The organism is Rhodospirillum rubrum ATCC 11170 (assembly GCF_000013085.1).
Taxonomy (GTDB): domain Bacteria; phylum Pseudomonadota; class Alphaproteobacteria; order Rhodospirillales; family Rhodospirillaceae; genus Rhodospirillum; species Rhodospirillum rubrum.
In genome coordinates this window covers 2706604-2722101 of record NC_007643.1, presented here as the reverse complement: position 1 = coordinate 2722101, position 15498 = coordinate 2706604, and the positions used below count along the sequence as shown (strand labels likewise).

Here is a 15498-nt window from a genome sequence, read left to right as displayed (position 1 = left end):
ATGGACCGGCTGATGGAAAGCGGGATGGCGGACCGTCGGTAGGGGAGTACCTCGGTGATGCCGCGTCTTCGTCTCATGTCCAGCGCGCTGGTGGGTGGCCTCTTCCTGGGGGTGGCGCCCGTTTTGGCGCAGGAGGCACCGAGGGCCAATATCGACGCGCAGATCGATCAGGCCTTTGGCGCCGTGCTGGGCAATCCGGCCAACCTGCAGATCGGACGGACCTACGCCGGTCTTCTGGTCGAAGGCGGCAATTTCGAAGGCGCCATCGCCGCCCTGGAGCGGCTTCTGCTTGATCCGGCGGCCGATCCCTCCATCCGGGTGGAACTGGGTATTCTTTACTACCGCGTCGGCTCTTATGGCATGGCGGAAAGCTACCTGACCACGGCCCTGGCCGATCCCCGGGTGTCCGGGCAGGTGCGCGACGACGCCGAGAAGCTTCTGCGCGACGTGAAGCGGCGCAACGCCCCGGGGGGCAAGCTGAGCGGCGCCGTCTCGATCGGCCTGCGCGGACAAACCAATCCGACGGCCGCCTCATCGGCCGGAAGCCTGAGTTATGGCGGAACCCGGGTGGCGATCCCGGAGCAATCGCGCCGCAACGGCGACTTCGACGTTTTCCTCAACGCCGGGGCCAACCATGAATGGGATCTTGAAACCCAGAACAGCGCCACCGTGGTGACCACCGGCGCGTTGTTTGCCAATCACTACGGCAATGCCGAAGGCTATGACAGCGACAGCGTGAAGAACGACCCGCAGGATCTGGTGGCGCTCAACGCCACCACCGGCATCCGTTTCAAGCCGTCGCCGGCCGATGTGCCCGATCTGACCTTGCGGCCTTATATCGGCGCCTCCGAACTGCTGCTCAGCGGCAATCAGTACATGGCCTCAGCGGGGGGCGGTCTGGATATCGCCTATGCGTTCAATGGCGGCGCCACCCTTGTGGGCGCGACCTATGATATCCGCCGCACGTTTTTTGAAGAGCGGGCCGATATCTCGGAATCGGGCGGTCAAAGCGGCTATGAGCAGTATCTGCAACTGAACGCCGTGCAGGAAGTGGCGCCGCTCAACATCGTTTCGCTCAATCTCACCTTGCGCGACCATAACGCCGATCGGCCCTATTTCGACTATCAGGGGGTTGAAGCCCGGGTGAGCTATGGCCTGAGCTACCGCAATCCGCTTGGCTGGGACGAGGGGTTCTGGACCTCCAGCGTCTATGGCGGCCCGGTTTGGCGCGCCTACCAGGGCCCCGATCCCGTGGTCGATCCCGCCAGAACCCGCAAGGATGTGGAATGGCGGGTGGGGGCCAGTCAGGCCGTGCCGATTACCCAGGCGGTTTCTTTCTTGTTGGGCGTGGAATACACCACAACGGACTCTAATCTGCCGAACTACTCTTATAATAACTTTATGGCCTCGAGCAGTTTCGTTTTCAATTTCTGACGAAACGGCGCTTTCCGGTGGAAGCCGGAACCGGGTGGAGCAAAACAGATGACGCCGGCAGATTCCAAAGACTGGCTTTTCGCCGCGGTCGCCCTGACCACCGCCGCCACCCATCCGGCGGTGGCCGCCGAAGGTCCCAAGGTCGGGGTGGTCACCGGCGCGGTATCGTCGACCCGGGGGGTGAGCGGCGCGCCGACCAATACGACGGCGGTGGTTCTGGGTGATGGCGTTCAAGCCGGGGAGACCCTGCGCACCGGTCCCAACGGCATCATTCACATTTTGTTTCTCGACCAATCCTCGGTGACCCTCGGCCCGGGGTCCAGCCTGACCCTTGACAGTTTTTCCCATGATCCGTCCACGCGCAGCGGCAAGATCGCCATGACCCTGCACGAGGGCAGCTTGCGCGTCGTCGGGGGAATGAACAGCAAGTCCAACGAGACGGAAGTCCGCACGGCTGGCGGCACGGTTGGTATTCTCGGCGGCATCAGCATCGTTGAAAGCCGTGGGCAAAGCACCTCGGCGACCTTCCTCTTCGGCCAGCAGATGCGGGTGACCGACCAAAGCGGCGCCACCCAAACCGTGCTGCGCCCTGGATTCTCGGTGACGAGTTCCCAAAACGGCGTGGGATCGCCCCAAAGCGCCCCCCCCCAGCAGCTTTCCAGCCTGACCAGCCGCTTCGAGGGGACGACGGGGCAGGGGGGCGGTGCCCCTGCGTCAGCGGCGCCCCCCTCGGCGCCCTCGGCGCCGCAAGCGCCGCTGATCGCCACCAGCGACCGGCCGGCTGGCCAGGGTGTGCCGACCTCCGGCCTAGCGCAGGATCGTCTGAGCAACCCCAATTCCGCCCTGGTTGGCGCCGCCATGGGCTCCAGCCGGCCCGATGCCGTCGCCGATGTCGATAGCGCCCCGCCCATCAACGCCGTGCGGACGACGCCCCCGGTCGCCACCTCCTAGGGGGGGGTGGCGCCCTCCATGCGCATTCTTCTGTGTTCGTCCTATCCGCATCATCCGCAAACGCGCGGAGGCTTGCAAAGCACCACCGACGAGCTTTGTCTGGCGCTTCTCGACAAAGGGGTCGAGGTTATCGTGCTCTGCGGGGGCGGTGCGCCGGGGGCTCCGGGCGGGATCACCCATGACCGCGAGCTTGGGTATCGGGTGATCCGGGCGGCCGATCCGGTCGCCGCCCTGCCTTTGGTGGCGGGCTTGCTCGACCCCTCGGTTATCCTGGTGCAGAGCAGCCACCTGCTGGCGGCGCTTTTGGCCTCCGCCCTGGAAACGGCCATTCCCACGGCGGTTTATCTGCATAATGTGGAATTCCATCGGATCGGCGGCGTTCTGCCGGTGCATCCGGCCCTTTTATACTTCGCCAATTCGCTGTTCACCGCCCAACGATGGCGGGCGGTGTTCGGGATCGACTGCCGTATTCTGCCGCCGGTCATCGATGCCAAGCGCTATCTGGCGCCGTCCACCGGCGATCGCGTGCTGTTCGTCAACCCGGTCCCGGAAAAGGGGCTGGAGCGTTTGCTCGACCTGGCCCTGGCCAATCCCGATGTGCCGTTTCTCGCCGTCGAGGGCTGGGCCGCCGGAGAGTCCTGGCGCGACTGGCTGGACCAGCGCTTCCGCCGCTGCCCGAATATCGAGTGGCGGCCGGCGACCGCCGATATGCGCGCTCTCTACGCCGAGGCCCGCTTCGTGCTGATGCCAAGCGTTTGGGAAGAAGCCTATGGCCGCACGGTCATCGAAGCCCAGATCAACGGCCTGCCCATCCTCGCCAGCACACGGGGGGCCTTGCCCGCCACCGTCGGCGCCGGCGGACTGGTGCTCGATCTCGAGGCGCCGCCCGACCAGTGGAGCCAGGCGCTCCGCCGGCTTTATTTCGACATCACGCTTTGGCAGGCGCTTTCGGACGCGGCCAGGGCCAATGCCCAAAGCGTCATGCTCGACACCCAGCGGGCCCTTGATGATGCCCTGACGCGCCTGGGTCTGCATGCCCTTGGCCGTTAGCGACGAGGCGAAAACGGCCGCAGCCGCCCCTATCAAGGAAGGTCGTCATCCGTGACCCCCTTCGTTTTTGGCTCCCTCGCCGCCGAGGCCCCCCAGGTCGTTTTATACGGCAATTGTCAAATCCTGTGCATGGCGCCGCTGCTGGCGGCCGCCGACGACCGCTATCAATATGTCTGCCTGATGAGCTATAGCGCGCCCCATCAGCCCCTGCGGCTGCCCCAGCCCGAAGACCTGCGGCGGTGCGTGCTGTATCTGGAGCAATTCGACTCCAAGGAGGACGACCTGCTGCCGATACGGCGGGCGCTGCGCGCCTTGATGCCGCCGTCCTGCCCCCGTCTGATCTTTCCCAGCTTCATTTTCCGGGGATTCTGGCCTTTTGAGACCAAAGATCCCCGCGTAACTTCGGAAGAAGGCTACCTGTGGGGGCGTTATCCCTATGGCGATCGCCTTGTGCAGAAAATGGCGGGAACCGGCCTGAGCGGCGGGGCCGCCTTCAAGGAGTATCTGCATCGCTCGATGGTCGCCATGCCCGATATGGCCGGCAAACTCGCCCAAGAAGAGCAGCGGATCCTCCGGCGTGACCAAGCCTGCGACGTCGCCATCGGCGATTATGTGCTCGACGTCGTCCGCCGCCGTCATTTTTTCTGGACGAGCGGCCATATCACCCCCGATGGCCTGGGCGTTCTCGCCTCCCGCCTTTATGGGGCGGCCCAGGCTTTCCTGGGCGGCGAGCCGCGGCGGGGGCAAGGGCGGCTTCAGGCGATGGCGGCGGATTTGCCGCCGATGGGACCGCTGCAGGTCCCCATCCACCCCTATGTCGCCGAGGCCGCCGGTCTGGCCTTCTGGCATCCCGAGATGCGCTATCGTTGGTACGACAACCTTTGGACCTTCGAGGAGTATATCACCCGCTATCTCGCCTATGACCGGTCCTGGTGACGGACGACGCGCGCCTTGACGACAACGCGCCGGGCCGGGCTGAACAAGCGGGTGCGGCTGAAACTGAGCCGGCCCCGGCCGAAGCCGGAGCGGCCGTACCCCGTTCCCCGCCTGACCGCTGTTTCTTTCCGGTAGCTCGCTAGGACGCGCCAGCGTGCGGGCAGGGTCATCGGGCGGCGTAGCACGGGAGAGAGCGACGAACAGGCCGTCTGAAGGCGGTCGGAAGACGGAAAGATCGCGCACTGGCCCCGCCATCGGCATGTCGCGCGACGGATGGGTGGGATGCCCCGGAGGCGGTGTTGAGCATCCCGATGGCGGCGTAACAAGGAACCGGGCGAGAGCTTAACCAAGCCGCCATTCTGTCCAAACAGACGGAGCCTCCTCTGTCTTTCTTGCCGATGCGGGCCCCGGGGGTCTGTCCGTAAAGCGGCAAGGCCGGAGAAGCCGGGGGCGGAGGGGTGCGCGCGATCGATCCCTTGCGGAACCAAGCGATTTCATCGGGCAGGCAGATCGGCAAAAGCGAACAGCGGGGGCATTTGGCCGAATGATCCAAAGGCGGTGGCAGCCGGCCGCTGGCCACGGTCAAGCGCAGATCCGATGTGGCGACCAGGGTGGCGGTGACCAACGCCTCGGTCAGATCCACCGTTACACGCTCGCGGCTTTCGGCGAACCACAGCGCTCCTTCAAGGCAGGTGTAGCCCGCCTCGCGGAGCAAAAGGGCCTGGGCGCAAACCTGGGCGCGTTCGGGCAGATAAGCCCCCTCGTCGACGGAGGGGCGTTTGCCGACCTTGATCTCGACCGGGATCACCACCCCCTCTTCGACATCGAGAAGATCAAGCTCGGCCGTCAGCCCAAGGCGCTCCGAAGACAGCGATAATTTGCGGGTTTTCAGGCTTTGGTCTTCTCGCAGGACCATGGGATCGGGGAGGGCGGGAGTCGGGCCGCTTTCCGTGGCTTGATGGGCGCGCAGGCCGGCGATGAGATCCACACTGCGGGCCTTTTCGCCACGCCCCCATTCCAAAACAGCCAGCCGGGGACAATAGATCCAGGCGTTGACCATGCTGGCGGGCACCAGGGCATCCTCGGCGGTCGCCGGTGGGGCGAACAGGGCCAATTCGCCCTGGGAGGGGAGATCTTCCGCAGAAGGCGGTGTGTCGGAGGGGGCCATCGGGGCGTCTCTCCAAAACCGATCTGGTGGGGTTAAAGGCAGACAGGGATCTGGATACCTTGAAGCAAATGGGGACGCCGCTTTTAGAGAGAACCCCCCATGAGTAAAAAATCCCGGAAAGGAGAGCTTTTAACGGCGTAACCAGTTCCGATCTTCCCGGCTGTGGCAGCGCTGCTTCAATCAGCCGAGGCATCAAAGAGATAAAAAGGGGTTTAACCCCTTTAATCTCGGCAAGGCGGAGACAGCGGCGCGGGTCAGAGGAGTTTCAATGAGGCTGAGGCATTACTGCCTAGGGAGACCCCGTCGCCTCGCTCGAAGAGGCGAAAGAAATCGCGGTGTTTCAATGAGGCCGAGGCATTACTGCCTCGGGAGACGGGTACGAGAGTGCCCTGAAGTATCTGAAGCTGCCCGTCCGGTTTCAATGAGGCCGAGGCATTACTGCCTCGGGAGACCCTTACGACCACGGGTAAGATCTATGGGAATACGAAGTTTCAATGAGGCCGAGGCATTACTGCCTCGGGAGACCCCACAACCCCAGTCGTTGAGACTCCTGTAACACCTGTTTCAATGAGGCCGAGGCATTACTGCCTCGGGAGACGGCCCCCTAAAATAGCATAATGGGGGCGGGGGGATAGGGGGTGATTTGCGAGGGGTCGAAAAAAATGGCTTGAAAAGGGCTGTCCTCAAGCCGGCCATTCGAGGGGCGGTGTCAAAAAGAACGGGAAAATCAAATGATTGGTTCATTGCGAGCGCTCCGCGAGTCGTTTGAGTCAGCGGACCCCTCGCGCGAGGGGAGGCCCTCTTCGGCCAGGGGCCGCCGCACCGCCCCAAGGAGGAAGACACCGCCCCCCCGGTGGGCGTCCCGGCCAAGCAGGATCGGTCCGCTTACCGGCTTGGGGAAGGTCAAATGGGCCAGGGCGGCCAGACCATCGCGGGCGCCGCGGCGCAGCGAGATGATCTTGATGGCGGGGAGGGGCAGGGCGCGGGCCAAGCACTCCTTGGCGATCAAGGCGGTTAGGAAGGCTTGGGGATCATCGCCGCGCTTGGGGTGGCGGGGCGGATGAAAGGCTGTCGCCGATCGCCAATAAAGGCCGGATCCGAGCACGGGGTCGGCAGGCGACGGCCGATCCTGGGTGTGGAGGGTGAAAACGCCATCGGCCCCGGCGATCAGGTGGGTCATTCCGGCCAGGGCCTTGACCAGGGTTTCGCGATGGCCGCATTCCTCGGGCGACGGCGGGCGATGTTCGGCATGGCTGGGGGGAACGATCAGCACCCGCGCCGGCGGGCCGGGATCGGCCAGGAAAAACAGGTGGTCATGGTGCCCCGGCCGCACCGGGGCGCCATCGCTCTGATGACCACAGAAAAAGGCGGGCAGGCCATCCTGGGGGCCTAGCCCCAGGGTATCGCGCACCCGCGCCATCACCGCCCGACGCAGGGCGCCGGCCAAGCGCAGGCATAGGGCGGGGGCAAGCGCCGGGCCGTCCAGGATGAAGCCATGGACAGCGGGAGGGGTGGCTATCGTCGCAGGGAGGGGTGTCGCGCCTTTTGCCGTCGGCGCGTGCCCTATCGTTTCGCTTCGTTCCATCGGTGGGGCTCCCCCAGGTCGCCAGAGATTATAGGGGCGGATCGCCTTTGGCGAAGCGCTCGTGGTTGGTTTTGCCCAAAGCCGCGAAAATCCGTGTTGCGTCAAGGGGGGCCGGGTAGCCCCAAAAGCCCTGGGAGGGGAGGGCGCCGCCGAACCAGCCACCGGGAATGGCGTGATTCAAAGCCTGGATCAGGGGGGCGGCGCCATAAAAATTCGTTTCCTCCGGAGAAAGGATCAGCACATTGGCTGGCGATCCCGGTGGTAAACGATCCATGACCACGGCCGTGCGATTATGGGGTAGGTGCACCAAAAGAAGGTCGTCAAACGGCCGCTCGGCGCGGGATAGCGCGTCGCGGCCCGCCGCCTCTTCGGCTGGGGAAAGCGGTCGCCCATCGTTGCCGCTTTTATCGGGACAGCTTTCGCGCAAAACGACGAGGCTTCGGCTCGGAGATCTCGAAAAATTCCGAATAGGTTAAAGACAATGCCGCTGCGGGGAGCCGGTGCGCGCGACCGCTTGTAAAGTCCGCTCGGGATTTTAAGCGATAATCCGACGCACTCTCAAACTCCGGGGGCCAGGGATGAAGGCCGATGGAGGGGAGGGTCTGGCGGGGGCGGCTGGGTCTTCAGCCGTCTCGCTTCATGGGTTGACTGGAGGCATGCCCCTATGAGCGCCGCGATTCTGGTGAGGACTTTCGAAAAACGGGCTAGGGAGCGGATTTCCGGTCTCCATCGGGTCGGTGAATTCCGGGGGCCGGTCGGCTATTTCCGGGAGGGTGACGTACCGGGGAACCACTTCGGCGCCGTTGATCCATCCCCCGTGCGGACCCTGATCGCCCCTTCGGGCGCCCTCTGGTGGGGCAAGGCATGACCATGCCGGGAACAGCCGAACTCGCCCGACTGCGTCACCCGGTGCGCAGGCTGATCGGCGTGGGGGTCTGTCTGGGCGGTCTGGGCGCCCTCGGGACGCTGGTGCCCTTCATCGGACTTGCCGAACTGGGGCGGATCCTGCTCGCCGGCGGACCCGTTGACAGCCTGGGCATCGTCGCCGTCGTGGCGGCCGTGATCCTGGGTCTGATCCTGTCTTGGGTCCTTACCGGGGCGGCGCTGTGGGTGACTCATATCGCCGACCACCGGCTGCAAGCCACGCTGCGTCGGGCTCTTGTTCGGAAACTCGGCCGCGTGCCCCTGGGATGGTATTCTGATAAGACTTCCGGATTGATCCGCAAGGCGGTCCAGGGGGATCTCAAGGATCTCCACCATCTGGTGGCCCACCACGATGTGGACTTGGCCGCGGCGATCGTCCTGCCGATCGGCGGGCTGGCCTATGTGATCTGGTTGGACTGGCGGCTTGGGCTGCTGGCGGTCGCCACGCTGCCGGTCTACCTGATCGCCTATGCCTGGATGATGCGCGGCTTCGCTGACAAGATGACCGAACTGGACACGACCTTCGCCCGGGTGAACGCGGCTATCGTCGAATTCGTTCAGGGGATCGCCGTGGTCAAGGCCTTCGGACGGGTGGGGAAGGCCCACGAGGGATACCGCCAAGCCGTCACCGCGTTCAGCGACCGCTATACCGCCTGGGTCCGCCCGCTGCTGCGGCTGGAGGCCTTGACCTCCATGGCCGTGTCGGCGCCGGTGATCTTGCTCGTCAGCCTGTCCGGGGGCGCTTGGTTCATCTCCCGGGGCTGGGTCGCGCCCATCGATGTCCTGGCCGAGGCTCTGGTCGCGGTGGTGTTGCCCCAAACCCTGTTGACCCTGACTCAGGGCCTGACGGCGCACCGCAAGGCGGTCGCCGCCGCCGGACGCATACTGGACCTGCTCGACGCCCAGGACCTGCCGGTGGCCGACCGGCCGCGCCGGCCCGAAGGCGGCACGGTGAGCTTCGATCATGTGTCCTTCGGTTACGCCGCGGACCGCCCGGTGCTGCGCGATGTGACCCTGACCTGCCGACCCGGAACCGTGACCGCCCTGGTGGGGCCGTCCGGGGCGGGCAAGTCGACCTTGGCCAAACTGGTGCCCCGCTTCCACGACGTGACCGCCGGAAGCCTGCGGGTCGGTGGCGTGGATGTGCGCGAGATCGCCCCCGATGTCCTTTACCGGCATGTGGGGTTCGTTTTGCAAGACGTGCAACTGCTGCATGGAACGGTGGCCGACAACATCCGTTTGGGACGCCCCGACGCCAGCTTCGACGCGGTGGTCGCCGCCGCCCGCGCCGCCCGCATCCACGATCGCGTCATGGCCCTGCCGCGACAGTATGACTCGGTGCTCGACGAGGATGCCGTCTTCTCGGGAGGGGAGGCGCAGCGGATCTCCATCGCCCGCGCCCTGCTCGCCGACACGCCGGTGCTGATCCTCGACGAGGCGACGGCCCACGCCGATCCGGACTCCGAGGCGCGGGTTCAAGAGGCCCTGTCGACGGTGGCCCGGGGGCGGACCGTCCTGGTGATCGCCCATCGGCTGGCGACCATCACGGCGGTCGATCAAATCGTCGTGGTGGACGACGGCCGGGTGAGCGAGGTCGGAACCCATGACCATTTGGTGAGGGCGGGCGGTCTCTATGCCCGCCTGTGGAAGGAGGCGACGGGGGAGGCCGAACCTTGGGGCAGGGAGCCTCCGGCGGGCTCTGCCCGGCGGGCGGCCGCCGGTTTCCAGGGCGCGGCGGAGGTGATGCGATGATCAGGGACTTGGCGACGATCCTGGGGCCACGGCATGCCGGCGCATTGCGTCTTTACTTGGCTTGGCTGGTGGCTTACGCGGTCTTGGAGGGGGTGGCCATCGCCTTCCTGGCGCCGGTTCTGGCGGCCTTGCTGACCGGTGACGGAACCGGCGCCTCGGTTTGGTTGCTAGGCATGGCCGGGGCTGTGCTGATGGCTTGCGTCGCCCGCTACCAGCAAGCGATGAAGGGGTTTTCCCTCGCCCTGGTGGTCCTCACCACCGTGCACGAGCGCTTGGGGGACCACGTGGCCTCGCTCCCGCTGGGCTGGTTCTCGTCCGAAAAGATCGGTCGCCTGTCCCAAAGCGCGACCGATGGCACGACCATGGTCACCAATGTCTTCGCCCATTTTCTGACCCCGGTGGTTACCGGGGTGCTGACGCCGGCGACCCTTGCCGTGGTCATCGCGCTGACCGACTGGCGCCTGGGCTTGGCGGTGGCGGTTTGGGCGCCGTTCATCTATTGGGCCCACCGTTGGTCGTCCACCTGGATCGGGCGGACGGAGGAGGCGGTGGACGCCGCCGGCGCCACCGCCAGCGCCCGGGTCGTGGAGTTCGCCCGGGCCCAACCCGTGCTGCGGGCCTTCGGCCGGACGACGGACGCCGGCTACCAGCCGCTGGAGGACGCCATCGAGGCCCAGCGGCGCGCCAATGGATCGGTTCTGAGCACGACGTTTCCCCGTCTCCTGGTTGGTGGCCTCTCCGTTCAGGTCGCCTTCGTCACGCTGATCTCCGTTGGCGTCCTGCTGGTCCTGGGCGGGACCCTGGACGCGGTCGCTTTGGTCGCCCTGCTGGCGCTGGCCGCCCGTTTGGCCGGTCCCCTGGCCGAAGCCGCGGCGCGGAGCGGTTTGCTGCGCATGGCCAATAACGACCTGCGGCGGCTGGCGGCCCTCTTCGCCGAAAAGGGGTTGCCCGAGCCGATACAGCCGGCGCCTTTGACGGAACCCGGTCGCATTGAATTCGATCAGGTGGCGTTTGGCTACCGGCCGGGGGCGCCGGTGCTGCGCGATGTCTCCTTCCGCGTCGATCCCCGGACGATGACGGCGATCATCGGGGACTCCGGATCGGGCAAGACGACCATTATCCGCCTGATCATGCGCTTCTTCGACGTGGATGGGGGAAGCGTGCGGGTCGGCGGCCGCGACGTTCGTGAGCTGGACGGGACAACGCTCATGGGCCAACTCTCCCCGGTCATGCAGGATGTCTATCTGTTCAACGATACCTTGGAGGCGAATATCCGCGTTGGGCGGCCGGACGCCACCGCCGAGGAGGTTCGCGAGGCGGCCCGTCTCGCCGGGGTGGAGGATATCGTCGCGCGCCTGCCGGAGGGGTGGAACACCCCGGTGGGCGAGGGCGGCGCCCTGTTGTCGGGAGGCGAGCGCCAGCGGGTTTCGGTGGCGCGGGCCGTTCTGAAGAACGCGCCCATCGTGCTGCTCGATGAAGCCACGGCGGCGCTCGATCCGGCGAATGAACGCTTTATCGAGCAAACGATGCGCGGCCTCAAGGCGCGGTCGACGCTTTTGGTCGTCGCCCACAGGCCGCGAACGATCGTCGCCGCCGATCAGATCCTATTCCTCCGGGGCGGTCGCATCATCGACGTCGGCACACATGACGGGCTGCTGGCGCGGAACGCGGAGTACGCGCGGTTTTGGCACGATCGTCATCGGGCGCAAGGGTGGCGCCTGATGGCGAAGGAGGAGATCGCATGACGATCGCCATCCTGGAGGGAGGGGGCGAGGGAGGGGCGCTTGTCGGGCGCATTTCAGCCGTGCGCGGGCTGTGTATTGAAAATAAGACTTAGTTTCATATAGACTGCCCCTTGTTCAGTGGGTTTCTTCTGTCGTTTTAGGGAGGGGTGGGGATGGAGAGGATACGCCCATCGAGTGGACACCCCACGGGCGAGGCGACGACGCGGATGTTGGGTCTTTGCGAGGACGAGCGCGAAGCGGTGGGGACACTCTCGGGACTGCGGTCCCGCTGTTTCGATCTCCGTCCGGGACTGGCGGTCACGTTGTATGGCGGGAATGGGCGCGACGAGATCCGGGCGACTTTGCGCAATACCAGCGAGAACATCCACTTCTGCTGTCTCCTGCGCGGAGCATCGGAAGCGGTCATCCGCAATCACCTAGCGGCTCCCGCCGTGGGCGAGGGCTATGTCGTCTTCGCTCCCGGCGAGGACTTCTCGGCCCGCTATGGTCCCACCTACCGCCATATCGATCTGATGGTGGCGCCGGACGTTCTCGCCGACCTCGTCGGCGATGATTTCGACCAAATCCGGCCGGAGGTGGAAAACGGTTTCATCATGCGGGCGCTGCATGCGGGGCACCGAACCGTGGGAGCCGCCGCGGAGCTCGCCAGCCAGTTGGAGGAAGAGCACTCCGAGCGGCTGTTTCTCTATGCGGCGGCCCTGAAATTCCTCGGGGCGCACTTTTGCGGCACCAGGGGGGGGGCCCTCAAGCCAACCCTGTCCCCGCGCGAACGACAACGGTTGCTCGCCGCGCGCGACCGTCTTTTGCTCGATCTGAGCGCGCCGCCCACCATCGCCGAATTGGCCCGCGAGATAGGATTGAACCAGCTCAAGCTCAAACAGGGGTTTAAGACCCTGTTCGGAACCAGCATCTACGCCCTGTTTCAACGGCACCGCATGGAGCGTGCCTGCGCTCTTTTGCGTACGCATAGCGTGACCGAAACGGCCCTGACGCTGGGCTACAGTAATCTGAGCCATTTCAGCACGGCCTATCGCAAACAGTTCGGCGATCTGCCCCGGAACGAACGTAAAAAATACGTCGCATAGGGTTTTGCCGCCGCGAGGATCGGCGCCGGACGAGCCTGCTCCAGGCCTTCCTCCGCGGTCCCGACGGCCCTCCCATGGGGATGTCCATGGGCTTTCTTCCCGGTTTTCCCGTCAGTTCCCGACGCGCCCTCTCCTCTGCATGGGGAGAGCGCGGCTGGTCGCCCTTGGTGAGTCCCCCGGCACGCCCCCCGCCTTCAGAAGCTCCCGATGGGGGTGTTTTTTTATACCGAAGCGGGGGGCGGTCTGTCCCAAAAGTAATAATGATACTCACTATCACGTTGCGGCGATCGGTCGTGTTTTGGCGGGCGAGGACGGAGCAGGGCCGAACAAGGGAGCGTGCGGGCTCATGGAACGGATGGGGCGGCGGTGGTCCGACTTTTGGTCGGGGTGGACGGACCGCTGCCCGCCGCGTGGTCCTCCAGTCCCTATGGATATCGGCTCAGCCACCGGGCTTGCCGGGGTGGCTCGGTCTCCGTGCCCGGCGGTCCGACACCGTCGAAGGGGGAGGCCGGCGGGGTTTCCCGGACGGCGGCGCCTTCGAAAGGGGATCGATCTGATCGGCACGGTTCTCGGATTCCAATCCTTCGCACCAATCGGAGAGTAAACATGCCCTCTTGTTACCCTGTGTCTTCCGGTCGCTCCGACGGCCATGCCGAACCCCATCCCCTTTATCGCAAACCCCGGACGACCGGGATGGTCGCCATGGCGCTTTCCCTGGGGGTGTCCCTGCAGGCTGGTCTGGCGTCGGAGGCCAAGGCGCAGCAAAACCAAGGCGGTTCGGCTTCGGAGGACTTGGTTGGAACGCAAGGGCGGGCGATCGCCTTGCCGACGATGACGGTCACCGCGCGGCGAATCGAGGAGGATCCCAAGGACATTCCCTTCTCGGTCACGGTCCTGGACGGCAAGGAGATCGAACAGAAGGGAAATTACAGCCTTGAGGAAGTGCTGCGCAGCACCCCCGGGGTGAGCGTCAACACCTCGGGCGGGGCCAATGTGTCGTCCATCTCCATTCGCGGTGTCGGCGCCCTCTATCCGCTGAGCATGGATGATGCTTCGGTCGTGGTGAACTTGGACGGCAGTCCGGTTAATCCGCGTAACCTCTCCCTGGGAATTCTCGACCTGGAACAGGTCGAGGTGCTCAAGGGGCCGCAAGGAACACTCTTCGGCGGCCTGGGCGGCGCCGGCGCGATCAATCTGACCACCCGCAAGCCGACCCGCCATGTGGAGGGCTATGTTCAAGGCGAGTACGGCGAGGATCATCAGCATCGGATGGCCGCGGCCGTCGGCGGCCCCTTGTCCGAGCAGTTCAGCGGGCGGTTGGCCGTTCAACAGTCCGCCTATGATTATCCGATTACCAACCGGCAGACCGGCGAGCCCCTGTCCGAGCCGGATTTCCTGGGGGTCCGGGGCAGTCTGCTTTGGGATATCCAACCGGAAACATCCGCGTTGTTTTCCGTCGAATACGATCACAGTCGCCACATGGGCGAGAACATCGTTCTGAAGCCCTATGGCGACGACCCGGAAATCGATCTCACCCCCGGTGTGTACGACTATAGCAAAAAAAATATGAAGCGGTACTCCCTGGAGGTTAATCACGAATTCGAGAACAGTCAGATCACGTCTGTCACCTCCTATTCCGATACGTATAATATCTCTCCCGTTTTCTTTGATCGGATGGTTTATCAGTCGATGATGGGCGTGCCGTCGGAGTATTGGCGGGATCAGGAAGTATCGGAGAATGTTTTTACCCAGGACCTGCGGGTCTCGTCTCTGCCCGGAGCGAATTTGTTCTGGGTCGCCGGGGCGAGCGCGCTTTATTCGGAGCGCGGCTACGATCATCCCCGCGTCGGGGGAGCCTCGGGTATCGTTTATCCCGGCACCTCCCAGTACCGGGACTTCACGACCCAGCGCTATGGCGTGTATGGCGAGGTGACGGTTCCCGTCATCGAGGATTTGAAGGTGACGGCGGGGGTTCGCCATACCTTGGATCTTAAGACCTACGATGCGACCTATACCGCCAGGGGCGTGAGCGTCCAGGACAGTGGGGACTTGAGCGACAATTTCACCACGGGCCGCCTGGGCGTGAGCTATGCCGTGACTCCCGAGGCGAATATCTACGCGACGTTCTCGCGAGGGTACAATCCCGGCGGATACCAGGACTATGCCGAGACCGCGGGAGACGCCGAGTACAAGGCCGGGAGCATCTATTCCGGAGAGGTCGGCATGAAATCGGAGTTCCTGAACAAACGGCTGCGGTTGGACGCCTCGGCCTTCGTGACGAAGGTTCAGGATAATTACATGATCGATAGCAAGGGCGTGTCCTCCTTCGTCCTGAACGCCGACACGCGCAGCGTGGGCGGCGAACTGGCGGCGAGTTGGCGGGTGGCCGACGCCCTGACCCTGGAGGGGGGCGTGAGTTACATCAGCGCGGTCATCCAGGATGACGTGAACGCGACGCAAGGCGGCGCCGTCAAGGCGGGCAACCATGTGCCCGACGTGCCGGAATGGTCGGGCAAGGTGTCGGCGATTTTCAACAAGTCCCTGCCGAGAATCGGCTTCCTGCCCTCCCCGGAATTGAACGCCCGTCTCGACTACACGTATGTCGGTGAGCGGCCGGCGGACGTGCAGAACCACTACGACCTTGATGCCTACCACAAGGTCGATACGCGCATCGGAATCGCCCAGAGCGGTGTCGAACTATACGTCTGGGGCCGGAATCTGGTGGGTGACCACTATGATCTGTATGGATTTTACGATGTCGCCTCGGCGACGAAATACGGCGCTCCGGCGCCCGGCCGCGCCTTTGGTCTCGGTTTTAGCGCCACGTTCTGATCGTCGTCCTCGGCGTCCGGGGGCTTGAAGGGTCAT

The 15498-nt window shown here is 64.8% G+C and carries 10 protein-coding genes, 1 pseudogene and 1 CRISPR repeat array; of the genes and pseudogenes, 8 read left to right on the top strand and 3 right to left on the bottom strand.

The annotated features are described in order from the left end of the window. Positions 1–57: 57 nt before the first annotated feature. From RRU_RS12140 to RRU_RS12125, 4 genes are read left to right on the top strand one after another with little or no spacing between them, the layout of a single operon-like run. Positions 58–1434 (top strand): tetratricopeptide repeat protein, encoded by a 1377-nt coding sequence (locus RRU_RS12140; RefSeq protein WP_011390100.1) that lies wholly within the window; start codon positions 58–60, stop codon positions 1432–1434. Positions 1435–1482: 48 nt separating this feature from the next. After that, positions 1483–2385 carry a FecR family protein gene (locus RRU_RS12135; protein WP_011390099.1) on the top strand — a complete coding sequence of 301 codons (903 nt, stop codon included), beginning with the start codon at positions 1483–1485 and terminating at the stop codon, positions 2383–2385. A gap of 18 nt (positions 2386–2403) precedes the next feature. Next, the gene (locus tag RRU_RS12130; RefSeq protein ID WP_011390098.1) at positions 2404–3435 is read left to right on the top strand and encodes a glycosyltransferase; all 1032 of its coding nucleotides are present in this window, start codon (positions 2404–2406) and stop codon (positions 3433–3435) included. Positions 3436–3486: 51 nt separating this feature from the next. Beyond that, on the top strand, positions 3487–4371 hold the full coding sequence (locus tag RRU_RS12125; RefSeq protein WP_011390097.1) for a WcbI family polysaccharide biosynthesis putative acetyltransferase: 885 nt from the start codon (positions 3487–3489) through the stop codon (positions 4369–4371). Positions 4372–4756: 385 nt separating this feature from the next. Here RRU_RS12125 and cas4 read toward each other — a convergent pair. From cas4 to RRU_RS20025, 3 genes and pseudogenes are all read right to left on the bottom strand, one after another. After that, positions 4757–5539: pseudogene (gene cas4, locus RRU_RS12120) on the bottom strand (CRISPR-associated protein Cas4); the annotation flags it as partial. A gap of 262 nt (positions 5540–5801) precedes the next feature. Continuing rightward, positions 5802–6137: a CRISPR direct-repeat array (repeat unit 37 nt; unit sequence GTTTCAATGAGGCCGAGGCATTACTGCCTCGGGAGAC). Positions 6138–6266: 129 nt separating this feature from the next. Then, on the bottom strand, positions 6267–7124 hold the full coding sequence (locus tag RRU_RS12115; RefSeq protein ID WP_011390095.1) for a hypothetical protein: 858 nt from the start codon (positions 7122–7124) through the stop codon (positions 6267–6269). Positions 7125–7152: 28 nt separating this feature from the next. Then, positions 7153–7398 carry a hypothetical protein gene (locus tag RRU_RS20025; protein ID WP_237703762.1) on the bottom strand — a complete coding sequence of 82 codons (246 nt, stop codon included), beginning with the start codon at positions 7396–7398 and terminating at the stop codon, positions 7153–7155. A 590-nt stretch (positions 7399–7988) separates the two neighbouring features. Between RRU_RS20025 and RRU_RS12105 the strand changes: the two genes are divergently transcribed. From RRU_RS12105 to RRU_RS12090, 4 genes are all read left to right on the top strand, one after another. After that, on the top strand, positions 7989–9800 hold the full coding sequence (locus RRU_RS12105) for an ABC transporter ATP-binding protein (protein ID WP_011390093.1): 1812 nt from the start codon (positions 7989–7991) through the stop codon (positions 9798–9800). Next, a complete protein-coding gene (locus RRU_RS12100; RefSeq protein WP_011390092.1) occupies positions 9797–11545 on the top strand; it encodes an ABC transporter ATP-binding protein in 1749 nt (582 codons plus the stop codon). Before RRU_RS12105 ends, RRU_RS12100 begins: the two co-directional genes overlap by 4 nt. 206 nt (positions 11546–11751) lie before the next feature. Then, positions 11752–12630: a helix-turn-helix transcriptional regulator gene (locus tag RRU_RS12095; protein ID WP_014626358.1), complete on the top strand. Its 879-nt coding sequence runs from the start codon at positions 11752–11754 to the stop codon at positions 12628–12630. A gap of 702 nt (positions 12631–13332) precedes the next feature. Beyond that, complete coding sequence (locus tag RRU_RS12090) at positions 13333–15462, top strand: TonB-dependent receptor (protein ID WP_162470621.1); 2130 nt, start codon at positions 13333–13335, stop codon at positions 15460–15462. The last annotated feature ends 36 nt before the right edge of the window (positions 15463–15498 follow it).